Genomic DNA, 25,091 nt, shown 5'->3' with positions numbered 1-25,091 from the left:
GAGGAGGGGCCGCGTCGCCGTTCCAGCCCGGGGCCCGCCCATCCGGTTAAGGGAGAGGACCCTGTCATGACTAATGTTGTTATCGTTTCGGCCGCCCGGACCGCCGTGGGCAGTTTCAACGGCGCCTTTGCCAATACCCCAGCGCACGAGCTGGGCGCCGCGGTTCTGTCCGAACTCTGCGCCCGCGCGGGCGTCGACAAGTCCGAGGTTTCCGAGACCATCCTCGGCCAGGTGCTGACCGCCGGCCAGGGCCAGAACCCGGCCCGCCAGGCCCATATCAACGCGGGCCTTCCGATCGAGAGCGCCGCCTGGTCGATCAACCAGGTCTGCGGCTCGGGCCTGCGCACCGTCGCGCTGGCCGCCCAGCACATCCAGCTTGGCGATGCCGCCATCGTCGCGGCCGGCGGGCAGGAAAGCATGTCGCTGGCCCCCCATGTCGCGCATCTGCGCGCGGGCCAGAAGATGGGCGACCTGAAGATGATCGATTCGATGATCCGCGACGGTCTCTGGGATGCCTTCAACGGCTATCACATGGGCCAGACGGCCGAGAACGTCGCCGAGAAATGGCAGATCTCCCGCGACATGCAGGATGAATTCGCGCTCGCCTCGCAGAACAAGGCCGAGGCCGCGCAGAAGGCCGGCAAGTTCGCCGACGAGATCGTCGCCTTCACCGTCAAGACCCGCAAGGGCGAGACCGTGGTGGAGAACGACGAATACATCCGCCATGGCGCCACGATCGAGAACATGCAGAAGCTGCGCCCGGCCTTCGCCAAGGATGGCACCGTCACCGCCGGCAACGCCTCGGGCATCAACGATGGCGCCGCCGGGGTCCTGCTGATGAGCGAGGCCGAGGCCGAGAAGCGCGGCCTCACGCCGCTTGCGCGCATCGCCTCTTACGCCACCGCCGGGCTTGACCCGTCGATCATGGGCGTCGGACCGATCTTCGCTTCGCGCAAGGCGCTGGAGAAGGCCGGCTGGAAGGTCGCCGACCTCGACCTGATCGAGGCGAACGAGGCCTTTGCCGCACAGGCCTGCGCGGTCAACAAGGACATGGGCTGGGATCCCGCGAAGGTGAACGTCAACGGCGGCGCGATCGCCATCGGCCACCCGATCGGCGCCTCGGGCGCGCGCATCCTCAACACGCTGCTGTTCGAGATGAAGCGCTCTGGCGCGAAAAAGGGCCTTGCCACGCTCTGCATCGGCGGTGGCATGGGCGTCGCCATGTGCCTGGAGCGCGCCTGACCCCGGCGCCTGCGGCATTCTGCACCTGCACAATGGCGCGCAACATTGTTGCGCGCCATTTTCATCTTGGGTAACACTGTTTCAAGCCTGAACACCCGAAGGGAGGTACCATGTCCAGAGTCGCCCTAGTTACCGGAGGGTCCCGCGGCATAGGCGAGGCGATCTCCATCGCGCTCAAAGCCGCCGGCTACACCGTCGCCGCCAACTACGCCGGCAATGACGAGGCCGCCGCCAGGTTCACCGCCGCCACCGGCATCCCGGCCTTCAAATGGTCGGTCGCCGATTACGAGGCCTGCAAGGCCGGCGTGGCCGAGGTCGAATCCGCGCTTGGCCCGGTCGACGTGCTGGTGAACAACGCCGGCATCACGCGGGATGCGATGTTCCACAAGATGACCCCGGACCAGTGGAAGGAGGTCGTCGACACCAACCTCACCGGCCTTTTCAACATGACCCACCAGGTCTGGCCGGGGATGCGCAACCGCAAGTTCGGCCGCGTCATCAACATTTCGTCCATCAACGGCCAGAAGGGGCAGGCGGGCCAGGCGAACTACTCCGCCTCGAAGGCGGGCGATCTCGGGTTCACAAAGGCGCTTGCCCAGGAAGGCGCCCGCGCCGGGATCACCGTGAACGCGATCTGCCCGGGCTACATCGCCACCGAAATGGTCAAGGCGATCGACGAGAAGGTGCTGGCCGAGCGCATCATCCCGCAGATCCCCGTCGGCCGCCTCGGCGAGCCCGAGGAGATCGCCCGCGCCGTGGTCTTCCTTGCCGCCGACGATGCCGGCTTCATCACCGGATCGACGCTTTCTGCGAACGGCGGCCAGTTCTTCGTCTGACCGCCCCCGACCAGGGGGAGGGCATGCCCCGGGCGCGCGCCAGGCGCCCGGCGGCCCATCACAATTTCATTAGCGTCGCGACCGCCGAGCCGCTAAGGCTGCTGACATGTCACGGCGCGGCGCAACCCTCATCGGCTTCACGGCAGTCCTTCTGTGGGCGCTTCTGGCGCTTTTCACGGTGGAAACCGCGCCGGTTCCGCCGTTCCAGCTGACCGCGCTCTGCTTCGGGATCGGGGCCGTCACCGGCCTGGTCTGGACCGGGCTTACCGGCGGATTCGGCAAGCTCGCCCGGGTGCCGATGGCGGCTTATGGCTTCGGCATCGCCGGGCTCTTCGGCTACCACTTCTGCTATTTCACCGCGCTGCGCCTTGCGCCGCCGGCGCAGGCCGGGCTGATCGCCTATCTCTGGCCGCTCTTCATCGTGCTGCTGGCGGGGCTGCTGCCCGGCGAGCGGCTGAGCCTCACGCACATCGCAGGCGCCGTGCTAGCCTTCGCCGGCGTCGTGCTGCTGGTCGCGGGCAAGTTCGGCGGCTTCGGCCCCACCGCCCTGCCGGGCTATGCGATGGCCTTTCTCTGCGCCCTGATCTGGTCAACCTATTCGGTCGGCTCGCGCCGCCTCGGCCATGTCCCGACAGAGGCGGTGACGGTGTTCTGCGCCGCGACCGCGGTCCTTTCCACGATGGCGCATCTGGCGCTGGAGCCCACCGAATGGCCGCAGCATGCGCTGGGCTGGGCCGCGATCGCGGGCCTCGGGCTTGGCCCGGTCGGGGGGGCCTTCTTCACCTGGGACATCGGCATGAAACGGGGCGACATACAGCTTCTTGGTACCGCGTCCTACGCGGCGCCGCTGCTGTCGACGCTGATCCTCATCGCGGCCGGTTTCGCACCGGCGTCGCCCGCGATCCTGGCCGCGGCGGGACTTATCGTCGCCGGCGCGGCACTGGCCGCATGGGCCAGCGCCCGTCAGCGCCGTCTCAGGGCCGGGGCCCTGCCTAGTGCTGGGTCAGACGGTAGATCTCTTCCTTCAGCTTGAGCTTCTGCTTCTTGAGGTCGGAAATCGTCAACGCATCCACTCCGGGGCTCCTCTGAGCCCTTTCCACTTGTTCCGAGAGGGTCTCGTGCTTGCGGCGAAGCTCCTGCAGATGCGACGTCAGGTTCATGGTCGTCCTCCTCTCTCGGGTGTCGGTATGACGATCCCACCACACTTGCCGAGTCGTGTCACGCCCGATGGATGCACGGATCGTCACGCCCACTGGAGCGGAAAAGTATTGCGCAAAGGTTAGCCGATCAGCGGCAGGGCCGCGCCTTCGCGCAGGATCGCCCGCGCGGCGGGGGTGAAGCTTTCCCGATCGCCGTCATGGGTGGCGCCGGCGTGGATCACGAAGGGTGCCAGAAGCCGGAACGCGCCGCGTCCGCCCTTGCGCGCCTGCAGGATCACCCGACCCGCCGGGCGCCCGACCCGGGGCGCCAGCGGCAGCACCGTGAGGCTGCCGAGCCGGCCGTCGCAGGCGATCAGCAGATCCGGCAGCCGCTCTGCCAGCTGGATCATCGTCAGCATCCCCCCGGGGCGGAGCCGCCGCACGGCCGCGTCGACCCAGGTGGCAAGCGGCGTCTCCTCCCGCTGCGCGGTCTCGCGCCCGGGATCGGCTGCCGCGGTGCCGCCGCCGGCGGGGAAATAGGGCGGGTTGGCCAGCACATGATCGAAGCTCCGCGCCCGAAGCTCCGCCGGCATGCGCGCCAGATCGCCCGCGACCACCTCCAACTCCAGACCGTTGCGCGCGGCGTTGCGGCGGGCGAGATCGGCGTAGGCCGCCTGCCGTTCCACGCCGGTGGCGGCCACCCCGGGCTGGCGCGCCAGAAGGCAGAGCGTGGCGACGCCTGCGCCGCAGCCGAGTTCCAGCGCGCGCTGGCCGGCCCGCGCCGGGACGGCGGCGGCGAGAAGCACGGGGTCGGTCGCCGCGCGATAGCCTGCCCGCGGCTGCAGCATGCGGAGCCGCCCGCCGAGAAAACCGTCGTCGCTGAGATCGGCCTCGGCGAACATGTCAGGCCCCCGAACAGCGGCCGGCAGAGGTCCTGCCGCCGGTGCCCCCGGCTTCGGCGCAGACCGGCCGGAGGTATGCGTTCCCCCCGGCATCTAGAGCCCGGTCGGGATGTCGTTGTCCTTCAGCACGGCGCGCGCCATGAACAGATCGGCGTCGCGTACCATCAGCCGCCGCGGCAGAATTCCGATCGAGCCCTCCAGAACGCTCATGTGGACGTCGGCCTGAAACGTGTCTATACCCTCGCCCTGCAGGAGGGCGGTGGCATAGGCGATGATCGTCGGATCCGTTGTGCGCAGCAGCTCTTTCATGCCCCCGACTTAAGGGGAATTCGAAGACCTTGTCGAGGGACGGAACTGCCATGGGATTGGTTGAGGCGCGCCAGGCACCGCATGACCGGCTCGCGGCCTACCTCGCGGAGGATATGGACGCGGTGAACGCGCTGATCCGGACGCGGATGGCCTCCGAACATGCGCCGCGTATTCCCGAGGTCACTGCCCATCTGGTCGAGGCCGGCGGCAAGCGGCTGCGGCCCATGCTGACGCTCGCCGCGGCGCGGATGTGCGGATATGCCGGGCCGTTCCACGTCCATCTTGCGGCCACGGTGGAATTCATCCACACCGCCACGCTGCTGCATGACGACGTCGTGGACGAAAGCGCCCAGCGGCGCGGCCGGCCGACGGCGAACCTGCTGTGGGACAACAAGTCCTCGGTCCTTGTCGGCGATTACCTTTTCGCCCGCTCGTTCCAGCTGATGATCGAGACCGGCAGCCTCCGTGTGCTGGACATCCTCGCCAATGCCTCTGCCACCATCGCGGAGGGCGAGGTGCTGCAGCTTACCGCGGCGCAGGATCTGAAGACAGACGAGGGCATCTACCTGCAGGTCGTGCGCGGCAAGACGGCGGCGCTGTTCTCCGCCGCAACCGAGGTTGGCGGCGTCGTTGCCGGCGCGGAGGAGGCGCAGGTCGCGGCCCTTCACGACTATGGCGACGCGCTTGGCGTGGCCTTCCAGATCGTCGACGACCTGCTGGATTATGGCGGAACCACCGCGGTGATCGGCAAGAACACCGGCGACGATTTCCGCGAACGCAAGCTGACGCTGCCGGTCATCAAGGCGGTCGCCGCCGCCGATGCGGAAGAGCGTGCCTTCTGGGTCCGGGTGATCGAGAAGGGCAAGCAGGAAGAAGGCGACCTCGACCACGCGATGACGCTGCTGAAGCGCCACGGCGCGCTGGAGGCGACGCGCACCGCGGCCCTCGGCTGGGCCGCCCGGGCCAAGGCCGCGCTGGAGCCGCTGCCGGACAGCGAGCTGAAGACCCTCCTCGGCGATCTCGCCGATTACGTCGTCGCCCGCGTCGCCTGATCGAGAAATCCGCCGGCCTTCACCCACCAGCCCGGGTTCTGCCCGCCGATCGCCTGTGCCGCGCGCGCGGCAGAGGCGCGATCGGCAAACAGGCCGAAGCAGGTCGCGCCCGAACCGGACATCCGCGCCAGAAGGCAGCCGGGCGCGGTCGAGATCGCGCCCAGCACCGCGCCGATCTCCGGCACGAGGGCCCGCGCCGGCGCCTCCAGGTCGTTCCGCGTCTGCCGCAGCCAGGCGGCCAGCGCCGCCGCGTCCGCCCAGGGCCCGGGCTCCGGCAGGGGCGGATTGTCCCGCTGCGCCAGGGCCTTGAAAACAGCGGGGGTCGAGACGCCGGTGCCGGGATTGACCAGCAGCAGCCCCGCCTCCGGCAGCGCCGGCACCGGGTCGAGCCGCTCGCCGATCCCACCCATCCGCGCCGCCCGCGCGTCAAGACAGACAGGCACATCGGCCCCCAGGGCCAGCACATCCGCTGCCCTGGGCAGGGCGACATCCCAAAGCGCCGCAAGCGCCCGCAGGGCCGCCGCCGCATCGGAGGAGCCGCCGCCGATCCCCGCCGCCGCCGGCAGGTGCTTTTCCAGCGTGATTCGCGCGCCCCGGCCAGACCCCAGGGCCTCTGCCGCGCGCCAGACGAGGTTCGTCGCGTCAGCGGGCACCCCCGCCGCCCGCGGGCCGGTTACCGAAAGGCTCAGGCGCTCCGCCGCCTCCACGCGGATCCGGTCCCCCAGATCGGCGAAGACCACGAGGCTGTCGAGCAGATGATAGCCATCCGCCCGCCGCCCGGTGACATGCAGGGCAAGGTTGACCTTGGCCGGTGCGAACGCCTCAGCCGCCACTGCTGGCGCTGCCATTCTCCACCGTCTTCACCGGCTTCAGGGAGGCTGCGCCCTCCTGCTTCAGCACGGCGTCGAGGCCCAGGTCGATCTTCCGCTTGATCCGTTCCGCATCCTTCGGATCGGGATTGAAGGACAGCGCGCGGCGCCACTGGAAGCGCGCCTCCATCTTGCGGCCAACGGCCCAGTAGACATCGCCCAGATGGTCCGTCACCACTGCGTCGACCGGCTGGAGCTGGGAGGCTCTCTCGGCGATCGGCAGGGCCTTCTGGTACTCGCCCAGCCGGAAATAGGCCCAGGCGAGGCTGTCGACGATGAAGCCGTCGTTCGGCCGGGCGGCGACGGCACGCTGGATCATGTTCAGCGCTTCGTCGAGCTTCTCGCCGCGTTCCACCATGCCGTAGCCGAGGTAGTTCAGCACCTCGGGCTGGTTCGGCTTGAGCTTCAGCGCCTCGCGGAAGTCCGGCTCTGCCTTGGCCCAGTCCCCAAGGCGCTCGTGGCAGATGCCACGCATGTAATAGACCGCCCAATCGGCCATCTGCGGCGTCTTGATCAGCTTGATCGCAGCGTCGTAAGCCGGGATCGCCTCGGCATAGCGGCTCTGGCGGCGCAGAAGATCGCCCAGTGCGATCTGCGCCTCGACCTGATCGGGATGGGCCGCGACGAGCTGCTTCATCGCCCCGATTGCGGCATCGACCTGGCCGCCGGAATAGAGCGCCTGCGCGCGGCCGACCTGGCCTGCAAAATAATCGGTGCTGGTGCGCGGCAGCTTGTCATAGGCCGCCACGGCGAGCGCGTATTGCTTCTCGGAATCCAGCAGCTCGGCAGAGACGAGGATCGCATCGCCATTGTCCGGCCGCAGGAATTCGGCGAGCCGCGAATAGAGCAGCGTGTAGCCGTCCGCCGCCTCGCCCTTCAGAGCCGCCGCGACCGACAGGAACACCTCGGACAGCCCGTCCTGCGCGTTGCGGACCGAGTCGAAGGGCACCACCTGCCCGTCCTTCAGCCGCTGGCGCAGCGGCTCCAGCCCCGGGTCGGTCTGGCTGCCGAGCTTGTCGTTCAGAAGTTTCAGCGCATCCTTGTCGCGGTCGAGCTGGCTGAGGATCTCCGCTTCCGCCACCAGGCCGCGTCGGGTCAGGTTCAGCGCCGTGCCGCCCTGGCCGGAAAGGATCTTCTCCGCGCCCTCGTAATCACCGACCGAGGCCATGGCGAGCGCCTTGTGATAGAGCGCGAAGGCCTTGAGGCCCGAGGTCTTGGCGAGCTTGTCGAAGGAGGCGAGCGCGTCGGACATCTTGCCCTCGCCCACCTGCGCCCAAGCCGTCGCGAGGCCGTCCACAAGCGGACCCGCGCCTTCGCCCGCCTGGATCTGGCTGAGCGCGGCGGCATAGTCGCCCGCCTTCAGCTTTCCGGCGAGCACCAGAAGCATGGCGATCTGGCTCTGCGTGTCGGCCTTCGCGAGCGCCTTAGCCACCGGAAGCGCCTTGGCGAAATCGCCCAAGGCCACGTCCGAGGCGACGGTAGCGCGCATCAGGTCCGCATTGCCCGGGTCATGGGAGAGCGCCTCGCCATAGAACCGCGCGGCGGAAGCGTAATCGGCGTTCTGACTCGCCTGCCGCGCCGCCAGGTATGGCCCGGCCACGCCCGCCGGCAGCAGCGGCGAGAGGTTCGCGGCGGAGGCGAGCGCGGGGAGCAGGCAAAGGGCTATGGCGGTCGCCGAGATCAGCGGGCGGCGCTTCTGATTCACGGGAAGGGACCTCTTCGAGAAGGATACCCTCAAGGTAGAGCCTGAGACCCGCCAACGCAATGAGCGGAGGGGGCCCGCGACCGGCGGCAAGCCGCCGATCACGCAGGTTTCAGCCGGACGCGCGTTGCGTTCACATGTTCGGGTAGTTCGGCCCGTCGCCGCCCTGCGGCGTGGTCCAGGTGATGTTCTGGCTCGGGTCCTTGATATCGCAGGTCTTGCAGTGGACGCAGTTCTGGAAGTTGATCTGGAACCGGGCCTCTGCTCCCTCTCCCACAACCTCGTAGACGCCCGCCGGGCAGTAGCGCTGCGCGGGTTCCGCATATTGCGGCAGATTGACGCCGATCGGCACCGAGGGGTCGGTCAGCCGCAGATGCGCGGGCTGGCTTTCCTCGTGATTGGTGAAGGAGAAGGAGACGTTGGTCAGCCGGTCGAAGCTGAGCACCCCGTCGGGCTTGGGATATTCGATCGGCTGGAAATCCTTGGCGAGGCCGGTGGAGGCGGCATCGGTCTTGCCATGCCGCAGCGTGCCGAAGAGCGAGAAGCCGAAGAGGTTGTTCGTCCACATGTCGAGCCCGCCGAGGGTGAGGCTCGCCATCAGCCCCCATTTTGACCACATCGGCTTGATGTTGCGCACCCGCTTCAGGTCGCGCCCGATCGGCCCGGCGCGCAGCTCGTCCTCGTACGCACTGAGCTCGTCGCCCGCGCGGCCGTCCTTCAGCGCGGCAAAGGCCGCCTCTGCCGCCGCCTTGCCCGACAGCATCGCGTTGTGGTTGCCCTTGATCCGCGGCACGTTGACCAGCCCCGCCGAGCAGCCCAGCAGCGCCACCCCCGGCGCCACCACCTTCGGGATCGACTGCCAGCCGCCCTCGGAGATCGCCCGCGCCCCGTAGGCCACCCGCTTGCCCCCCTTCAGAAGCTCCGCCACCAGCGGGTGATGCTTGAAGCGCTGGAACTCCATGTAGGGGTAGAGATGCGGGTTGCGGTAATTCAGGTGAACCACGAAGCCGACGTAAACCTGATTGTTGTCAAGGTGATAGATGAAGGACCCGCCGCCGGCATTGCGGCCAAGCGGCCAGCCCATGGTATGGGTCACCGTCCCCTCGCGATGCTTCGCGGGGTCGATCTCCCAGATCTCCTTCATACCGAGGCCGAACTTCTGCGGGCAATGCCCTTCGGACAGGCCGAACTTCGCCATCACCTGCTTGGCGAGCGAGCCGCGCACGCCTTCGCCGAGGAAGACGTATTTGCCCAGAAGCTCCATCCCCGGCTCGTAATTCGGCCCCGGCGTGCCGTCGGCGTCCTTGCCGAACTCGCCGGCGACGACGCCCGCGACGCGGCCATCTTCGCCCCAGACGATCTCGGACGCCGCCATGCCGGGGAAAATCTCCACCCCCCGAGCCTCGGCCTGCTCGGCCATCCAGCGGCAGACATTCGCCATCGAGACGATGTAATTGCCGTGGTTCGACATCAGAGGCGGCATCGGCCAGTTCGGGATCCGGATATGCCCCGCCGGGCCGAGGACGTAGAAGTTGTCCTTCGTCACCGGCACGGTGATCGGCGCGCCCTTCTCCCGCCAATCCGGGATCAGCGCGTCGAGGCCCGAGGGATCCAGCACCGCGCCCGACAGGATATGCGCGCCGACCTCGGAGCCCTTCTCCAGCACGACCACGTTCAGATCGGCATCGAGCTGTTTCAGCCGGATCGCGGCCGACAGTCCCGCGGGACCCGCCCCGACGATCACCACGTCATATTCCATCGCTTCGCGGACGATCTCGGTCATGCCATCTCCCGGCCGGCCCCGGCCTCTCCTCCATGTGCTGCACGAGGCCTAGCCCGGCCCGGCCCGGACGGTCAATCGTGACGCGGCATCCCGCATCGCATTTGCGCCATTCCATGTGGAAAATGCCGCCGCGCCGCGGCAATTTACGCCGATCCGGGTTGAACCCCGCCTGCTCGCCTCTTGCAATCCGGGAATAGAAGAGGTGAGGTGCGGCAGAGGACGGACCGTCGGCGGCATGGGTTTGGGGCGCGAAGGCGCAGCCCCTGGCCCGTGGCGCCGCTCTCTGGGCAAAGGGACCAATGGAAAAGATACCGATGACCCGCGCGGGCTTCGCCGCGCTGGATGACGAGTTGAAGGCTTTGAAGTCGGTGGAACGCCCCGCCGTGATCCGCGCCATTGCCGAGGCGCGGGAACATGGCGACCTGTCCGAAAACGCCGAATACCACGCCGCGCGCGAACGCCAGAGCTTCGTCGAGGGCCGCATCAAGGAGATCGAATCGCTCCTTGGCCGTTCCGAGGTGATCGACCCGGCGCGCCTGTCCGGCGCGATCAAGTTCGGCGCCACCGTGACCCTGGTGGACGAGGACACGGACGAGGAAAAGACCTACCAGATCGTCGGCGAGGCCGAGGCCGATCTGGAACGCGGCCTCCTGAACATGAAATCGCCGCTCGCCCGCGCCCTGATCGGGAAGGAAGAGGGCGACAGCGTCGAGGTGAAAACCCCCGGCGGCGAGCGCAGCTACGAAGTGCTGAGCATCCGCTACATCTGAGGCGGACCGGACCGACTGTGCGACCCTACCCCGCCCCCGTGCGGGGTGTGCCGGAATTTCGGAGTGCCTCCAGTGCCTGACAGCATGCAGGACAAGCAGATCGACAGGAAGATCGAGATGGGCCTTTACGCCCGCTCCGCCGCCGAGACCGGCCGGGTATCCTCGATCGAGATCGCGGCCGTGGTCCTCAGCCTGCTGTGGTTCATTGTGGTCGCCGTGTTCTTCTTCCTCGCGGACCAGGGCGGGGGACCGGGGGGGACCACCGCCGGGGTGATGACGATTCTCGCCGTCCTGCTGCCGCTGGCGCTGATCTGGGGCGCCGCGATCACCGCGCGCACGATCCGCGACCTGCGGGCAGAGGCGGCGCGGCTGCAGGGCGCGGTGGACGCGATGCGACATGCCTATGTCCAGCAGGCCCAGGCCCAATCCATGGCCCGCCCCGCGCTGGAGCGGAAGCTGGAAGAGATCGCCGCTGCTCAGCGCCATACCGAGACGCTGCTGGCGAGCTTCTCCTCGCGCCGCGACCAGAACCTGCTGCCCGCCCCGGCGCGCGGCCCGGCGGTCGTGGTGGCGCGCGCCGAGCCGGCGGCGGATGAACCCGCCCTGGCCCTCGGCACCCCGGCCGAGGCGCTGCGGGCGCCGATCTCGATCCCGCAATTCGTGCGGGCCATGAACTTCCCCGAGACCGCAGACGACAAGGAGGGCTTCCGGGCCCTGCGCGCCGCGCTTGAGGACGTGGCGGTGGCCAAGCTCGTGCGCGCCGCGCAGGACGTGCTGACGCTGCTGGCGCAGGACGGGATCTACATGGACGACCTGACGCCCGACCCCGCCCGGCCGGAGCTTTGGCGCCGCTTCGCCAAGGGCGAGCGCGGCCGGGCGATCTCGGGCCTGGGTGCGGTGCGCGACCGCTCCAGCCTCGCGCTCAGCGCCGGGCGGATGCGCTCCGACCCGATCTTCCGCGACGCGGCGCACCATTTCCTGCGGCAGTTCGACCGGACATTCCAGGATTTCGAGAAGAACGCCAGCGACGCCGAGATCACGGAGCTGGCCGATACCCGCTCTGCCCGCGCGTTCATGCTTTTCGGCCGGGTGACTGGGATTTTCGACTAGGCCAGGCGCCCTAGGCCGCGGACGCGCGCCGGCCCTGTTCGGCGCGGGACCAATTCAGAGGTTCGCGCCGACCCCGATCTGCCCGGACCCGGTGATCGAGACGATCGGGTTGGGGGAGGAGCCGTTCGGCGCTCTGGGCTTGCTTTCCACCCCGCAGGAGGCGAGCGCCAGAAGCGCGAGGAGAAGGACGGCGACTCTCATGCCAGACGCGCCTTCCAGCGGCTCACCTGCTTTTTCACTTCCGAGGGCGCGGTGCCACCGTAGGAAGTCCGGCTTGCCACCGAATTCTCCACGCCTAGGACGGAATAGACCTCCTGCGTGATGCCGGCATGGCCGCTCTGCATCTCGGCGAGCGACAGTTCCGGCAGGTCGCAGCCCTTCTTCTCGGCCAGCGCGACGAGGCTTCCTGTGACGTGATGGGCCTCGCGGAACGGCAGGCCGAGGGTGCGGACCAGCCAGTCGGCAAGGTCGGTCGCGGTAGAAAAGCCCGCGGCGGCGGCGGCGCGCAGGGCCTCGCGATTGGCGGTCATGTCGGAGACCATGCCGGTCATCGCGGCCAGCGACAGCATCAGCGTGTCGGCGGCGTCGAAGACCTGCTCCTTGTCCTCCTGCATGTCCTTGGAATAGGCCAGCGGCAGCCCCTTCATCACGGTGAAGAGCGAGACCGTCGCGCCCAGGATCCGGCCGATCTTGGCGCGCAGCAGTTCCGCCGCATCCGGGTTGCGCTTCTGCGGCATGATCGAGGAGCCGGTGGAGAAGCGGTCCGAAAGCCGCACGAAGCGGAACTGGGCGGAGGACCAGATGACAAGCTCCTCGGCCAGCCGCGACAGGTGCATGGCGCAGAGCGTGGCGGCGGAGAGGAATTCGAGCGCGAAGTCGCGGTCGGCCACGGCGTCGAGCGAATTGGCCATCGGCCGGTCGAAGCCGAGCGCCTTCGCGGTCGCCTCGCGGTCGATCGGGAAGGAGGTGCCGGCCAGCGCGGCCGCCCCCAGCGGGCACTCGTTCATCCGCGCGCGGGCGTCGCGGAAGCGGCCTGCGTCGCGCGAGAGCATCTCGACATAGGCCAGCATGTGATGGCCCCAGGTCACGGGCTGTGCGCTTTGCAGATGGGTGAAGCCGGGCATCACCCAGTCTGCCCCGGCCTCGGCCTGGGCCAGAAGCGCCTTCTGCAGTGCCTCGATCCCTGCCACGGCGGCGTCGGCCTGGTCGCGAACCCAGAGGCGGAAGTCGACCGCGACCTGGTCGTTGCGGCTCCGCGCGGTGTGGAGCCGGCCGGCGGGCTCGCCGATCACCTCCTTCAGCCGCGCTTCCACGTTCATGTGGATGTCCTCGAGCGCAGTGGAGAACGGAAAGCTGCCGGTTTCGATCTCTGACAAGACCGTGAGCAGACCTTCCCGGATCGCCTCGGCATCGCTAGGGCTGATGATGTCCTGCGCCGCGAGCATCGCGGCGTGGGCCCGCGAGCCCGCGATGTCCTGGGCGAAGAGCCGCCGGTCGAAGCCGATGGAAGCGTTGATCGCCTCCATGATCGCGTCCGGCCCCGCGGCAAAGCGCCCGCCCCACATCGCATTGGCGCTGGCGGCGCTTTGGGCTTTGGTGTTCTCTGCGGGTTGGTCGCTCATCGTCTGGCCCTTTTCGGAGGGGATATGCGTCATCTTCGCTCGGTCGTGCTATACGCGGCCCTCGCGCTCTCTGCAAACGCCGCCGTGGCCGGGCCCACGGACTGGAAGGCGCTTGCCAAGGGCGACATGGAGAAGCTGAATTTCGCGGCCACGCCGAAGGCACTGCCGGATCTGCCGATCACCGATGCCACGGGCGCCAAGCACCGGCTTTCGGACTACCGCGGCAAGGTGGTGCTGGTGAACTTCTGGGCCACATGGTGCGCGCCCTGCCGCAAGGAGATGCCGACGCTCGACCACCTGCAGGCTGCGCTCGGCGGCAAGGATTTCGAGGTGGTCACGGTCGCGACGCTGCACAACACCGTGGCTGGCGTCCAGCGCTTCTTCCGGCGCGAGAAGGTGACGCATCTGCCGGTGCGGCTGGATCCCGGCTCGGCGCTGGCGCACCGGCTGGGCATTTTCGGCCTGCCGGTGAGCCTGATCCTGAACCGGCAGGGCGAGGAGGTCGGTCGCCTGATCGGCGAGGCCGACTGGGACAGCGCCAGCGCCCAGGCGATCCTGAAGGCGGTGATCGACGGGGACGACTGAGGGGCCTCAGGCCTTGGCCGGCCGCCGCCGCTCGGCCAGTGCGAGGCCCGAGAGGACCAGCGCGAGGCCGAGGACGTGGTAGGGCCGGAGCGCCTCGCCCAGGATCGTGACCGAGAGGATCGCGCCGAAGACCGGCACGAGGTTCACGAAAAGCCCGGCGCGGTTGCCGCCGATCAGGCCGGCGCCGGCGATGAAGCTGGCCTGCGCGATGAGGCCGGGGAAGAAACCGGCGTAGAGCGCGACGCCCCAGCCGCGCGCGTCGGGCCATTGCACCGTGCCCTGCGCCATTTCCCAGAGGGTGAAGGGGATCGAGGCGGCGAAGGCCGCGGCCGAGAGCGCGGCCATGAAGCTCATCCAATGCATCTGCGGCTTCCAGCGCAGCGCGGCGGTGTAGCTGCCGTAGAAGAGGATCGCGAGCAGCATCAGCGCGTCGCCCGTGTTCAGGTGCAGATGCAGGAGCCGGACCAGGCTGCCGTTCGCCGCCGTCACCAGGACGCCGATCAGCGTCAGCAGGAATCCTGCGACTTGGCTGGAGGTCACCCGGGTGCGGAACAGCGCGAAGCTGATCGCGAAGACGACGAGCGGCATCCCCGACTGCATGATGACGATGTTGATCGCGGTGGTGTAATGCGCCGCGGTGTAGAAGATCGCGTTGAAGCAGGTGAAGCCCCCGGCGCCGAGCGCGAAGAGAAGCCCCGCGTGACGCTTCAGCGCCGGCCAGTCGCGCTTCAGCCGCGGCGCCGCGATCAGCGTGGCCGCCACGAAGCAGAAGGCCCAGCGCATCGAGGTCAGCAGGAATGGGCTGACGTGACCCACGGCCATGCGCCCGGCGATGGCGTTGCCGCTCCACAGGAGCGCGGTCAGGGTCAGAAAGGCGTAGGCGCGCAGGGCCATCGGGACCATCCGGGGCAGAGTTCGGCCGGACCCTAAGGTGGTTTCCCGCCAAAGGGAATCCGCCGCTGTCCGAAATGTGCTAGTGCAGGCCGGCGAGATAGGCCGCCACCGCCTTGCGCTGCCTCTCGGTCAGCGCCGCGGCGATCGGGCCCATGGTGGTATCGGGGCGCGTGCCACTGGCGAAGGCGTCAAGCTGGGCCGCGAGATAGGCGCCGTGCTGCCCGGCGAGACGCGGGGTGACGGCCGGATCGGTCGACATTCCGCCCATCATGCCGCCACCCATCATGCCATGCCCGAAGCCGGACCCCTGCCCGCCGCCATGGCAGGCGGCGCAGGCGGGGCCGCGGATGCCCCGGATCCGGCGCAGGTAGATGCGCCGGCCCTCGGCCGAGAGGCCGGTTTCATCCGCTTCGGCCGTGGCGCGGGGCTGGCGGGCGTAGAAGGCGGCGAGGCCGGCGATCTCGGCATCGCTCAGACTGACCGCGAACGGCTGCATGATCGTCGAGGGCCGCGCGCCGCTGCGGAAGTCCTGCAGCGCTGCGCGCAGGTATCCGGGTTTCTGTCCGGCGAGGTCGGGATACTGGGCGTTGGCCGAGACGCCTGCCGCACCGTGGCAGGCGGCGCAGGTTCCCGCGGCAAGGCTGGCCACATCGGCCGCCGCCTGTGACGCCGTGGCGACGGCCGCCGCCGCAATGAGGGCCCGCAGTGAAATTAGCATCGCTCGATCTCCGTTCCAGACGGACCGGAATCGTTGCCCTTCCCGCTGGTGGAAGGTCAAGCGGGATCTTGGCTCAGCGCTTGCCGCGCTCGGTGACGTTCTCGCGGAAGGCGGTCTCGAACGCGGCCTTCTTGGCGGCATCGGCCTCTGTCTGGTTCTGGGCGCGCCAGTCCTCGTAGGGCATACCGTAGAAGATCTCGCGCGCCTCGTCCTTCGACAGGTCCAGGCCGCGCGCCTCTGCCGCCTCCTGGTACCAGCGCGAGAGGCAGTTGCGGCAGAAGCCGGCGAGATTCATCAGGTCGATGTTCTGGACCTCGGGGCGGGCCTCCATCAGGTGCTGCCGCAGGGCGCGGAAGGCCGCGGCCTCCAGCTCCGTCCTCGTCGCGTCGTCGATTTCGCGTGCCATGCGCTCTCTCCTCAGTCGATCAGCCCGCAGGCCCGCGCGCCGGCCAGGATGCTCTCGGCCCGGTGGTGGGCGCGGTCGGTTTCTGCCGGGGCCATATCGGGGACATGGACCACGACCATGCCCGCGGCAAGGGCCGCTGCAACGCCGGGCTCGCTGTCCTCGAATGCGACGCAGGCGGCCGGCGTCACGCCGAGCCGGGCTGCGGCGGCGAGATATACGTCGGGCGCGGGCTTGGGGATTGCCACGGCGTCATGGCCCACCACATGGGCCGCGCCGAACTGGCCCTCGATCCCGGCGGAGGCGAGCTTGCGCAGCGCGCTTGCGGTGCCGCTGTTGGTGGCGATCGCCTTCGGGGTGCCCTGCGCGTTCAGCGTCGCCAGCAGTTCCGCCACCCCCGGGCGCAGCGGGATGATGCCGGAAAGCGCCTCCTGCGCCGCCGCGGTCCAGGCCGCGTCCAGCGTCGCCCTGTCGAGATCGACGCCGATGTGGCTGCAAAGCTTCTCGTGGCCCTCGTCCGGACCGACGCCCACAAGGCGCAGCATGAACTCCAGATCGACGTCGTGGCCGAGGTCGGCGAGCGCCGCGATGCCGGCGCGGATCAGCGGCCCCTCGGTGTCGATGAGCGTGCCGTCCAGATCGAAAATCGCTGCCTGGTACCGCATCAGCCCGCCACCTCCGCCAAGGCCGCTTCGAGGATCGGCGTCAGCCGTTCGGCCCAGGCGGCCTGCTGCTCCGGCGTGGCGATCAGGTCGTTGCGGAGCTCGATCAGCGTGTTGTGGCGGCCGGGCTTCAGCGCGTGGCGATCCACCGAATCGCCGGGCAGATGGCCGAGGTAGGGCTCGTTGTCGCCGGTGCAGAGATCGGCCTCCCTTGCGAGGCGGGCCAGTAACACCTGCGAGAGCCGGGCATCGATATGCGAATAAAGCACCCCGATCTGCCAGGGCCGTGGCGGGCGGCCATTGAGCCGCGGGGTGAAGCTGTGAATCGCGAGGATGACGGTATCGGGCCGCCGTGCGGCGAGGCGCGCCAGCGCCGCGTGATAGGGCCGGTGGAGCCGGGAAAGCCGTTCCTCCACCGCCTCCGGCCCGGCCGCGCGATTGGCCGGGATTATCGTGCCGTCATAGAGCCGCATCACCAGGGTCGGGTCGTCCTCTCCCCGGTTCGGGTCGATGACAAGTCGGGAAAAATCCGTGAGAATTGCGGGGGATCCGAGCCGTTCGGCCAGCGCCTTCGTCACCCCGGCGGCGCCGACGTCATAGGCGATGTGGCGGGCCATGTCCTCGGCCGCGATGCCGAGGTCGCCGCCGGCGACCCAGTCCGGCACCCGGTTGGTGGCATGGTCGCAGGTGACCAGCCAGCGCCCGCCCCGATCCTCGCCAATGATTTCGTAAGCCCTGTCCGTCATACCTGCTTCACCCGCTCGTGCGAGGCCGGGTTTAGACCGGCGCATCGGAAAGCGCCAGTTGCCGCCCCCGGCGAATTCCTCCATAGAGGGCGCGGCCCACCGCGATACACGACGCTCAGACAAGGACGAGGCATATGAGACGCCTTCGAAACGTGAAGATCGTGGCCACCCTGGGCCCGGCTTCCAGTGATTACGATACGATCCGCGCTTTGTTCGAGGCCGGGGCCGACGTGTTCCGGCTCAACATGAGCCACGGGACGCAGGACGACATCGCCGCCCGCCACGCCATCATCCGCAAGGTCGAGGCCGACACCGGCCGTCCGATCGCCATCCTGGCCGACCTGCAGGGTCCCAAGCTGCGCGTCGGGACCTTTGCCGAGCCGCAGGAACTGGAGGTCGGGCAGCGCTTCCGGCTGGATCTCGACCCTGCCGATGGCGACGCCACGCGCGTCTGCCTGCCGCACAAGGAGATCTTCGCAGCCCTCGCCCCGGGCGAGACGCTGCTGGTCAACGACGGCAAGATCCGCCTGAAGGTGGAGGACTGCGGTCCCGACTTCGCCGATTGCAGCGTGGTCGTCGGCGGCACGATCTCCAACCGCAAGGGTGTGAACGTGCCCGACGTGGTGCTGCCGCTGGCCGCGCTCTCGGAAAAGGACCGCTCGGACCTGGAATTCGCCTGCCAGCTTGGCGTCGACTGGGTGGCGATGTCCTTCGTGCAGCGCCCCGAGGACATGATCGAGGCCCGCGAGCTGACCCGCGGCCGGGCCGCGGTGCTCGCCAAGATCGAGAAGCCGGCGGCGGTGAAGAGCTTCGACGAGATCCTCAAGGTCTCTGACGGGATCATGGTCGCGCGCGGCGATCTGGGGGTGGAACTGCCGGTGCAGGCGGTGCCGCCGATCCAGAAGCGGCTGATCCGGATGTGCCGCGCCGCGGCCAAGCCGGTGATCGTCGCCACGCAGATGCTCGAATCGATGATCGAGAGCCCGGTGCCCACCCGCGCCGAGGTCTCTGACGTCGCCACCGCGATCTACGAGGGCACCGACGCGATCATGCTTTCTGCCGAATCGGCGGCGGGCAAGTTCCCGATCGAGGCGGTGAAGACGATGGATCATGTCGCGATCTCGGTCGAGCGCGACACCATCTACCGCGAAGTGGTCGAGGCCTCGCGCCGGGCAGACCGCAAGACCGTGGCCGACGCCATCGTCGCCGCCGCCCGCGAGGTGGCCGAGACGATGAACGTGAAGGCGATCTGCTGCTTCTCGCAATCGGGTACCACTGTCTCGCTCGTGGCCCGCGAGCGGCCGCGCGCGCCCATCATCGCGCTGACGCCGCTGCAGACCACCGCGCGACGGCTGTGCCTGACCTGGGGCACCCATTGCGTGCTGACCGACGAGCAGTACCGCTTCAAGGGCGCGGTGATCTCGGCGGTTCGTGCGGTGCTGAAATACGGCTTCGCGGTGGAGACCGACCAGATCCTCGTCGTCGCCGGTGTGCCGTTCAACGTTCCGGGCACGACGAACATCCTGCGCGTCGCCCCCTGCGAGGAGCGGCTGATCTACCGATCCGAGCCGGAATAGGCGAAACCGCCTGCAGACCAGATGCGGCCGGGCCCTCGCCCGGCCGTTTCCGCTTGGACGGCCGGCCCCGGGGCCTGCGCGGCAGGGGGTGATTTTCAGCTTGCCAGCGCCGCGCCGCCCGCCTATACGGCCACCTTCGAAAGACCCGCGCTGCCGGCCTATGTGGCATGCCGCGCCGCGCGCGAAGCTCGAAGGAGACCGAAATGCCCAAGATGAAGACGAAGGCGAGCGCCAAGAAGCGCTTTTCCATGACCGCCTCCGGCAAGGTGAAATCCGGCCCGGCAGGCAAGCGCCATGGCATGATCAAGCGCACCCCGAAGTTCATCCGCAATTCTGCGGGCACGATGATCCTGTCGGAAGCCGACACGAAGATCGTCAAGAAATACATGCCCTACGACCGCTGAGGAGCTTGAGACATGGCACGCGTCAAATCCGGCAAGGTCACTCACGCCGCGCACAAGAAGGTGCTGGACAAGGCGAAGGGTTACTACGGTAACCGCTCGCGCAACTTCCGCACCGCGACCCAGGCCGTCGATAAGGCCAACCAATACGCCACCCGCGACCGCAAGGTCCGCAAGCGCACGTTCCGCGCGCTGTGGATCCAGCGGATCAACGCCGGCTGCCGGGCGATCGACCCCGCGCTGACCTATTCGCGGTTCATCAACGGCCTGTCCAAGGCCGGGATCGAAGTGGACCGCAAGGTCCTCGCCGATCTCGCGGTGAACGAGCCCGATGCGTTCGGCGCCATCGTCGCCAAGGCCCAGGCCGCGCTGGCCTGATCGGCCCCGCCCGAAGGTTTCGAAAGGCCCCGCCCGCGCGGGGCCTTTTTCGTTCGGCGCCCTGCTGCGGACGATGGTGCCGCCGCCTCCTTCTTCTGTCCCAAAATATCCTCGGGGTGTGCGGGGGCAGACAGCCCCCCGCTTGCGGCGCTTGCAATCCCTGGGTCCTCTCGGTAGCACGTCCCCGCAATCTCGGAGGCCCAGATGGACGCGCTCACCGATCTCAAGGCGAAATACCTCTCCGGCATATCCGCCGCTTCTGACGAGGCCGGGCTGGAAGAGCTGCGCCTGGCCGCGCTGGGCAAGAAGGGCGAGGTCAGCCTGAAGATGCGCGAGCTGGGGAAGATGACCCCGGAGGAGCGCCAGGTGGCCGGCCCGGCGCTGAACGCGCTGAAGGAGGAAATCGACGGGGCGTTGCGCGCCAAGCGGGCGGCGCTGGCCGATGCCGCGCTCGACGAGCGGCTGAAGGCGGAATGGCTTGACGTCACGCTGCCAGGCCGGCCCCGGCCGCAGGGCACCATCCACCCGGTGAGCCAGGTGACCGAGGAGGTCACCGCGATCTTCGCCGACATGGGCTTCTCGGTCGCCGAAGGGCCGCAGATCGAAAGCGACTGGCACAATTTCGACGCGCTCAACATTCCGCCCGAGCATCCCGCCCGGCAGGAGCATGACACTTTCTTCATGGCGCGTGCCGAGGGGGACAACCGCCCGCCGCATGTGCTGCGGACTCACACCTCGCCGGTGCAGATCCGCTCGATGATGGCCAATGGCGCGCCGATCCGGGTGATCGCGCCGGGCCGGGTCTACCGGATGGACATGGACCAGACCCATGCGCCGATGTTCCACCAGGTCGAGGGCCTGGCGATCGGCCGCGACATCTCCATGGCGAACCTGAAGTGGACGCTTGAGGAGTTCTGCCGCGCCTTCTTCGAGGTCGAGCAGGTCGACCTGCGCTTCCGCGCCAGCCACTTCCCCTTCACCGAGCCCTCGGCCGAGGTCGACATCCGCTGCTCCTGGGCCGGCGGGCAACTGAAGATCGGCGAGGGCGACGACTGGATGGAGATCCTCGGCTCCGGCATGGTGCATCCGAAGGTGCTTTCGGCGGCCGGGGTCGACCCCGAAATGTGGCAGGGCTTCGCCTTCGGGATGGGCATCGACCGGCTGGCGATGCTGAAATATGGCATCCCCGACCTGCGCGCCTTCTTCGACAGCGACCTGCGCTGGCTGCGCCATTACGGCTTCGCCGCGCTCGACATGCCGACGGTGCATGGCGGGCTGAGCCGCTAATGCAGAAACCCCGCCGGCAGGCGGGGTCTTAGCGATCAATTAACCCTTGGAAACCCGGGCGGATCAATCGGCCTGGGCGATTTGCATCGGCGCGGGCGCGGCCGCGTGGTGCCGCGCTTGCAGCCCGAACACAACGGCCATCATCGTCACCCCGATCAGCGCGCAAAGCAGCTGCGGATGCAGCGGGCGGCGGTCGGTTGGGATTTTGAGCATCTGGTCCATGCAAGGAGTGTAGCAGTTAAAAATGTGGCGAAATACGGCTTTTTCCGGGCGTGCCGGCAACTCTCCGTTTCCGAAAGCGAAATCCGCCGGGCGCCGGGCCGTGCCACCCTTCCCCTCGCGCGCGCTTTGCGCTAAGCCGCCGCCCGACAAGAGCCCCGGGGGAGCCCATGAAATTCACCCTGTCCTGGCTGAAGGATCACCTCGAGACCGAGGCGACGCTGGCCGACATCCTCTACGCGCTGACCGATCTCGGGCTCGAGGTCGAGGAGGTCGTGGACCCTGCCGACACGCTCGGCGTCTTCCGTATCTGCCGCGTGATCGAGGCCGTCCAGCATCCGAACGCCGACCGCCTGCGCGTCTGCCGGGTGGAGACCCTTCCCGACGGCCCGGGCGGCCGGGCAGAGGAGGTGCAGGTGGTCTGCGGCGCGCCGAACGCACGCACCGGGCTTGTCGGCGTCTTCGCCCCGCCGGGCACCCATGTGCCGGGCACCGGGGTCGATCTGAAGCCCGGGGTGATCCGCGGCGTCGAGTCGAACGGGATGCTCTGTTCCGAGCGTGAGCTGATGCTCTCGGACAACCACGACGGCATCATCGACCTTCCCGAGACCGCGCCGCTGGGCGAGCGGTTCATCGACTGGAAGGGTCTCAATGACCCGATGATCTACATCAAGATCACGCCGAACCGGCCCGATGCGCTCGGCGTCCGGGGGATCGCGCGCGATCTGGCGGCCCGGGGTCTGGGCAGGCTGAAGCCCCTGGAGATCGCGCCGGTGAAGGGCGCCTTCGCCTCGCCGATCTCCGTCGCCATCGCGCCGGAGCTGAAGGAGAAGGGCTGCCCGCTCTTCGCCGGGCGGGTGATCCGGGGCGTGAAGAACGGGCCTTCGCCCGACTGGCTGCAGGCGCGGCTGAAGGCGATCGGGCTTCGCCCGATCTCGGCGCTCGTCGACATCACCAACTTCTTCACGGTCGATCAGAACCGCCCGCTGCACGTCTTCGACGCAGCCAAGGTGAAGGGTGGCGCGCTGCGCATCCATCCCGCCGAGGGCGGCGAGGAGATCCTGGCGCTGGACGGCAAGACCTACACCTTCGGCCCGGGCATGATGGCGATCTCCGACGAGGCCGGGCCGGAATCCATCGCCGGCATCATGGGCGGCGAGCTATCGGGCTGCACCGGGGAGACGACCGACGTCTTCGTTGAGAGCGCCTATTGGGACCCCATCACGGTCGCGACCACCGGCCGCGCGCTGAAGATCAACTCCGACGCCCGCTACCGCTTCGAGCGTGGCGTGGACCCCGAGTTCACCCTGCCGGGGCTGGAGGCCGCGACGGCGATGATCCTCGACCTCTGCGGTGGCGAGCCCTCGGAGGTGGTGCTGGACGGGGCGGTGCCGGACACCCGGCGCAGCTACAAGTTGGACCCCGCGCGGGTGCAGTCGCTTGTCGGCATGGAGATCCCCGAGGCCGAGCAGCGCCGCACGCTGGAGGCGCTTGGCTTCACGCTGGAGGGCGACCGCGCCATCCCGCCGTCCTGGCGCCCGGATGTTCTGGGCGAGGCGGACTTGGTGGAGGAGGTGGCGCGGATCGCGTCCCTCACCAAGCTCGAGGGCAAGCCGATGCCGCGGGCGCGGGCGGGCGTGCCGCAGCCGATCCTGACCCCGATGCAGGTGCGCGAAAAGGCGGCGCGCCGGATGCTGGCGGGGCTCGGCTACAACGAATGCGTCACCTACAGTTTCATCGATGCGACCGCGGCGGGCCTTTTCGGGGGCGGCAGCGACGCGCTGAGGCTGGAAAATCCGATCTCTTCCGAGATGACGCATATGCGGCCGGATCTGCTGCCGGGTCTTCTTCAGGCGGCGGCGCGCAATCAGGCGCGGGGCTTCGCGGATCTCGCGCTTTTCGAGGTCGGGCCGGTGTTCCACGGCGGTGAGCCGGGCGAGCAGCAGCTGCAGGCGACGGGCCTTCTCGTCGGCGCCGCCGCGCCGCGCGACCCCTATGGCTCGCGCCGCCCCGTGGACCTTTTCGATGCCAAGGCGGATGCCGAGGCGGTGCTGTCCACGCTGGGCGCGCCCGCGCGGCGGCAGATCGACCGCAAGGTCGCGGGCTGGTGGCATCCCGGCCGCTCCGGGCGGATGACGCTGGGGCCGAACGTCATGGCGGTCTATGGCGAGCTGCACCCGAAGGTGCTGCGCGCGCTTGGGGTGAAGGGCCCGGCGGTGGCCTTCACCGTGCTGGTCGAGGCGGTGCCGCAGCCCAAGGTCCGCACACCCACGCGGCCGGCCCTGGTGCTGTCGGACCTGCAGGCGGTGGAACGCGACTTCGCCTTCGTCGTCGATGCGCAGGTCGAGGCGCTGACGCTGATGAACGCCGCGCAGGGCGCCGACAAGGCGCTGATCGAGCGGGTGACGGTCTTCGACCAGTTCAGCGGCGAGAAGGCCGAGGCGCAGATGGGGGCGGGCAAGAAATCGCTTGCCATCACCGTGCGCCTGCAGCCGCGCGACAAGACCCTGACCGATGAGGAGATCGAGGCCGTGGGCGCCAAGATCGTCGACAAGGTCGCCAAGGCCACGGGCGGCGTGCTGCGCGGCTGAGACTGGTCGAAACCTCCGCCGCATGTCACCATCGCGGCGGAGGCTGTCATGTTCCGCGACCGCTTAGACGCCGGCCGGCAGCTGGCGGACAGGATTGAGGCCCGGGCCTATCCGCGCCCGGTCGTCCTCGCGCTGCCGCGCGGCGGGGTGCCGGTGGCGGCGGAGATCGCGGCCCGGCTGAAGGCGCCGCTCGACCTGCTCTTCGTTCGCAAGATCGGAACGCCCCACCAGCCGGAGCTGGCCGCGGGCGCGCTTTGCGACGGGCCGGACCCGGCGCTGGTCTGGAACGACGACGTGCTGCGCATGCTGGGCCTGGGGCCCGGGGATTTCACCGGGGCCATCGCCGCGGAGCAGACCACGATCGCGCGCCGCCGGGCCGACTGGCTTGGGGGGCGGGGGCCGCTGCCACTGGACGGCCGGACCGCGATCGTCGTCGATGACGGCATCGCCACCGGGGCGACCATGCGGGCGGCCCTGCGCGGGCTGTCGCGCCGGGGCGCGGCGCGGGTTGTCCTGGCCGTGCCGGTGGCGGCGCCGGAAAGTCTGTTTGTCCTGAGGCCGCTGGCGGACGAGGTGATCTGTCTGCTCACCCCGCCCGGCTTCGCGGCGGTCGGGCAGTTCTATGCCAGCTTCCCGCAGGTCGAGGATGCCGAGGTCCGGCAGATCCTTGCGCGCACGGAGCGGGCCGGTCCGGGCGGCCGCTGATCCTCGCGTAGCCCGGATACCCGCAAAATCTTGCGACGACACGCGGATTTGATGGTATCCATAGTGTCAGGGCCGCCACCGGGATGCGTGCCGAAACCAGATCGCGGGGACAGTCATGATCAAGGAGTTCAGGGATTTCATCGCCAAGGGCAATGTCATGGACATGGCCGTGGGCATCATCGTCGGCGCCGCCTTCACGGCGATCGTCGGCTCCATGGTGAAGGATCTCATCAACCCGATCATCGGGCTCTTCACCGGGGGCATCGATTTCACCAACAATTACGTCGTGCTGGCGGGCAAGGTGCCGGCGGGCGCCAGCCTCGACGAGGCGCGCAAGGCCGGGGCCTCGATCTTCGCCTATGGCAGCTTCATCATGGCAGTCATCAATTTCCTGATCATCGCCTTTGTCGTCTTCCTCCTGGTGAAGATGGTCAACCGGGTGAAGGACATGGCGGCGAAGAAGGAAGCGCCAGCGCCGGAGGCCCCGAAGGGCCCGAGCGAGCTAGACGTGCTGATGGAGATCCGCGACAGCCTGAAGGCGCGGTAAGCAAACGGCCCGCCCCGAAGGACGGGCCGTTCAGACTTCAGA

General features: G+C 68.8%; 28 protein-coding genes. 14 read left to right on the top strand and 14 right to left on the bottom strand.

Translation table 11 applies throughout. The annotated features are described in order from the left end of the window. Positions 1-66: 66 nt before the first annotated feature. From EIP85_RS13285 to yddG, 3 genes are all read left to right on the top strand, one after another. Positions 67-1,242, top strand: a complete 1,176-nt coding sequence (locus EIP85_RS13285) for an acetyl-CoA C-acetyltransferase (RefSeq protein ID WP_127902673.1) — start codon at positions 67-69, stop codon at positions 1,240-1,242. A 110-nt stretch (positions 1,243-1,352) separates the two neighbouring features. Further along, positions 1,353-2,078: an acetoacetyl-CoA reductase gene (gene phbB, locus EIP85_RS13280; RefSeq protein WP_127902672.1), complete on the top strand. Its 726-nt coding sequence runs from the start codon at positions 1,353-1,355 to the stop codon at positions 2,076-2,078. A gap of 106 nt (positions 2,079-2,184) precedes the next feature. After that, positions 2,185-3,111 (top strand): aromatic amino acid exporter YddG, encoded by a 927-nt coding sequence (gene yddG / locus EIP85_RS13275; protein ID WP_127902671.1) that lies wholly within the window; start codon positions 2,185-2,187, stop codon positions 3,109-3,111. Here yddG and EIP85_RS13270 read toward each other — a convergent pair. From EIP85_RS13270 to EIP85_RS13260, 3 genes are all read right to left on the bottom strand, one after another. Continuing rightward, the gene (locus EIP85_RS13270; RefSeq protein WP_127902670.1) at positions 3,071-3,238 is read right to left on the bottom strand and encodes a YdcH family protein; all 168 of its coding nucleotides are present in this window, start codon (positions 3,236-3,238) and stop codon (positions 3,071-3,073) included. The two genes, yddG and EIP85_RS13270, sit on opposite strands and share 41 nt — an antisense overlap. A 119-nt stretch (positions 3,239-3,357) precedes the next feature. Further along, complete coding sequence (locus tag EIP85_RS13265) at positions 3,358-4,119, bottom strand: tRNA1(Val) (adenine(37)-N6)-methyltransferase (RefSeq protein WP_127902669.1); 762 nt, start codon at positions 4,117-4,119, stop codon at positions 3,358-3,360. A 93-nt stretch (positions 4,120-4,212) separates the two neighbouring features. After that, positions 4,213-4,428 carry a putative signal transducing protein gene (locus tag EIP85_RS13260; protein ID WP_127902668.1) on the bottom strand — a complete coding sequence of 72 codons (216 nt, stop codon included), beginning with the start codon at positions 4,426-4,428 and terminating at the stop codon, positions 4,213-4,215. A gap of 50 nt (positions 4,429-4,478) precedes the next feature. Here EIP85_RS13260 and EIP85_RS13255 point away from each other — a divergent pair, with 50 nt between their 5' ends. Continuing rightward, a complete protein-coding gene (locus tag EIP85_RS13255; protein WP_127902667.1) occupies positions 4,479-5,480 on the top strand; it encodes a polyprenyl synthetase family protein in 1,002 nt (333 codons plus the stop codon). Here EIP85_RS13255 and EIP85_RS13250 read toward each other — a convergent pair. The 3 genes from EIP85_RS13250 to EIP85_RS13240 all read right to left on the bottom strand — a co-directional run bounded on the left by EIP85_RS13250 (position 5,456) and on the right by EIP85_RS13240 (position 9,834). After that, positions 5,456-6,328, bottom strand: a complete 873-nt coding sequence (locus tag EIP85_RS13250; RefSeq protein ID WP_127902666.1) for a 4-(cytidine 5'-diphospho)-2-C-methyl-D-erythritol kinase — start codon at positions 6,326-6,328, stop codon at positions 5,456-5,458. The two genes, EIP85_RS13255 and EIP85_RS13250, sit on opposite strands and share 25 nt — an antisense overlap. Continuing rightward, complete coding sequence (locus EIP85_RS13245) at positions 6,303-8,054, bottom strand: tetratricopeptide repeat protein (protein WP_241560005.1); 1,752 nt, start codon at positions 8,052-8,054, stop codon at positions 6,303-6,305. Before EIP85_RS13245 ends, EIP85_RS13250 begins: the two co-directional genes overlap by 26 nt. 130 nt (positions 8,055-8,184) lie before the next feature. Further along, positions 8,185-9,834: an electron transfer flavoprotein-ubiquinone oxidoreductase gene (locus tag EIP85_RS13240; RefSeq protein ID WP_127902665.1), complete on the bottom strand. Its 1,650-nt coding sequence runs from the start codon at positions 9,832-9,834 to the stop codon at positions 8,185-8,187. A gap of 299 nt (positions 9,835-10,133) precedes the next feature. Here EIP85_RS13240 and greA point away from each other — a divergent pair, with 299 nt between their 5' ends. Both greA and EIP85_RS13230 read left to right on the top strand, forming a co-directional pair. Next, positions 10,134-10,604: a transcription elongation factor GreA gene (gene greA, locus EIP85_RS13235; protein WP_164871729.1), complete on the top strand. Its 471-nt coding sequence runs from the start codon at positions 10,134-10,136 to the stop codon at positions 10,602-10,604. Between the two features lie 72 nt (positions 10,605-10,676). Beyond that, positions 10,677-11,714, top strand: a complete 1,038-nt coding sequence (locus EIP85_RS13230; RefSeq protein ID WP_241560004.1) for a hypothetical protein — start codon at positions 10,677-10,679, stop codon at positions 11,712-11,714. Positions 11,715-11,768: 54 nt separating this feature from the next. On the opposite strand, the gene EIP85_RS22795 is transcribed toward EIP85_RS13230, so the two are convergent. Both EIP85_RS22795 and argH read right to left on the bottom strand, forming a co-directional pair. Then, positions 11,769-11,915 (bottom strand): hypothetical protein, encoded by a 147-nt coding sequence (locus EIP85_RS22795; RefSeq protein ID WP_164871728.1) that lies wholly within the window; start codon positions 11,913-11,915, stop codon positions 11,769-11,771. Further along, entirely contained in the window at positions 11,912-13,336 is a 1,425-nt protein-coding gene (gene argH / locus EIP85_RS13225; protein ID WP_127902664.1) for an argininosuccinate lyase, read from the bottom strand. Before argH ends, EIP85_RS22795 begins: the two co-directional genes overlap by 4 nt. Positions 13,337-13,360: 24 nt before the next feature. Here argH and EIP85_RS13220 point away from each other — a divergent pair, with 24 nt between their 5' ends. Continuing rightward, positions 13,361-13,921 (top strand): TlpA family protein disulfide reductase, encoded by a 561-nt coding sequence (locus tag EIP85_RS13220; RefSeq protein ID WP_127902663.1) that lies wholly within the window; start codon positions 13,361-13,363, stop codon positions 13,919-13,921. 6 nt (positions 13,922-13,927) lie between these two features. Here the strand turns inward: EIP85_RS13220 and EIP85_RS13215 are convergent, their stop codons facing one another. The 5 genes from EIP85_RS13215 to EIP85_RS13195 form a co-directional block, all read right to left on the bottom strand. Then, positions 13,928-14,815, bottom strand: a complete 888-nt coding sequence (locus EIP85_RS13215) for a DMT family transporter (RefSeq protein ID WP_127902662.1) — start codon at positions 14,813-14,815, stop codon at positions 13,928-13,930. Positions 14,816-14,894: 79 nt separating this feature from the next. Further along, the gene (locus EIP85_RS13210; protein ID WP_164871727.1) at positions 14,895-15,533 is read right to left on the bottom strand and encodes a c-type cytochrome; all 639 of its coding nucleotides are present in this window, start codon (positions 15,531-15,533) and stop codon (positions 14,895-14,897) included. A gap of 73 nt (positions 15,534-15,606) precedes the next feature. Next, positions 15,607-15,927: a DUF1244 domain-containing protein gene (locus EIP85_RS13205; RefSeq protein ID WP_127902738.1), complete on the bottom strand. Its 321-nt coding sequence runs from the start codon at positions 15,925-15,927 to the stop codon at positions 15,607-15,609. 23 nt (positions 15,928-15,950) lie between these two features. Further along, positions 15,951-16,601, bottom strand: coding sequence for an HAD family hydrolase (locus EIP85_RS13200; protein ID WP_127902660.1), 651 nt, complete (start codon positions 16,599-16,601; stop codon positions 15,951-15,953). Then, positions 16,601-17,344, bottom strand: a complete 744-nt coding sequence (locus EIP85_RS13195; RefSeq protein WP_127902659.1) for an N-formylglutamate amidohydrolase — start codon at positions 17,342-17,344, stop codon at positions 16,601-16,603. Before EIP85_RS13195 ends, EIP85_RS13200 begins: the two co-directional genes overlap by 1 nt. Positions 17,345-17,478: 134 nt before the next feature. On the opposite strand from EIP85_RS13195, the gene pyk reads away from it, so the two are divergent. The 4 genes from pyk (at position 17,479) to pheS (ending at position 20,987) form a co-directional block, all read left to right on the top strand. Then, positions 17,479-18,921, top strand: coding sequence for a pyruvate kinase (pyk, locus tag EIP85_RS13190; protein WP_127902658.1), 1,443 nt, complete (start codon positions 17,479-17,481; stop codon positions 18,919-18,921). Between the two features lie 203 nt (positions 18,922-19,124). Next, positions 19,125-19,325, top strand: coding sequence for a 50S ribosomal protein L35 (rpmI, locus tag EIP85_RS13185; protein WP_127902657.1), 201 nt, complete (start codon positions 19,125-19,127; stop codon positions 19,323-19,325). Positions 19,326-19,337: 12 nt separating this feature from the next. Continuing rightward, positions 19,338-19,700 carry a 50S ribosomal protein L20 gene (gene rplT / locus EIP85_RS13180; RefSeq protein ID WP_127902656.1) on the top strand — a complete coding sequence of 121 codons (363 nt, stop codon included), beginning with the start codon at positions 19,338-19,340 and terminating at the stop codon, positions 19,698-19,700. A 204-nt stretch (positions 19,701-19,904) separates the two neighbouring features. Next, positions 19,905-20,987, top strand: a complete 1,083-nt coding sequence (gene pheS / locus EIP85_RS13175) for a phenylalanine--tRNA ligase subunit alpha (RefSeq protein ID WP_127902655.1) — start codon at positions 19,905-19,907, stop codon at positions 20,985-20,987. A 63-nt stretch (positions 20,988-21,050) separates the two neighbouring features. Here the strand turns inward: pheS and EIP85_RS22790 are convergent, their stop codons facing one another. Continuing rightward, complete coding sequence (locus EIP85_RS22790) at positions 21,051-21,209, bottom strand: hypothetical protein (RefSeq protein WP_164871726.1); 159 nt, start codon at positions 21,207-21,209, stop codon at positions 21,051-21,053. A gap of 167 nt (positions 21,210-21,376) precedes the next feature. Between EIP85_RS22790 and pheT the strand changes: the two genes are divergently transcribed. From pheT to mscL, 3 genes are all read left to right on the top strand, one after another. Continuing rightward, positions 21,377-23,797, top strand: coding sequence for a phenylalanine--tRNA ligase subunit beta (gene pheT / locus EIP85_RS13170; protein ID WP_127902654.1), 2,421 nt, complete (start codon positions 21,377-21,379; stop codon positions 23,795-23,797). Positions 23,798-23,845: 48 nt separating this feature from the next. After that, positions 23,846-24,502 (top strand): phosphoribosyltransferase, encoded by a 657-nt coding sequence (locus tag EIP85_RS13165; protein ID WP_127902653.1) that lies wholly within the window; start codon positions 23,846-23,848, stop codon positions 24,500-24,502. Between the two features lie 115 nt (positions 24,503-24,617). Beyond that, the gene (gene mscL / locus EIP85_RS13160) at positions 24,618-25,049 is read left to right on the top strand and encodes a large conductance mechanosensitive channel protein MscL (RefSeq protein WP_127902652.1); all 432 of its coding nucleotides are present in this window, start codon (positions 24,618-24,620) and stop codon (positions 25,047-25,049) included. The last annotated feature ends 42 nt before the right edge of the window (positions 25,050-25,091 follow it).

This window comes from Solirhodobacter olei, from assembly GCF_004010155.1.
Classification (GTDB): Bacteria; Pseudomonadota; Alphaproteobacteria; order Rhodobacterales; family Rhodobacteraceae; genus Solirhodobacter; species Solirhodobacter olei.
The sequence above is the reverse complement of the archived record's forward strand: the minus strand, read 5'-3'. Positions and strand labels throughout refer to the sequence as shown.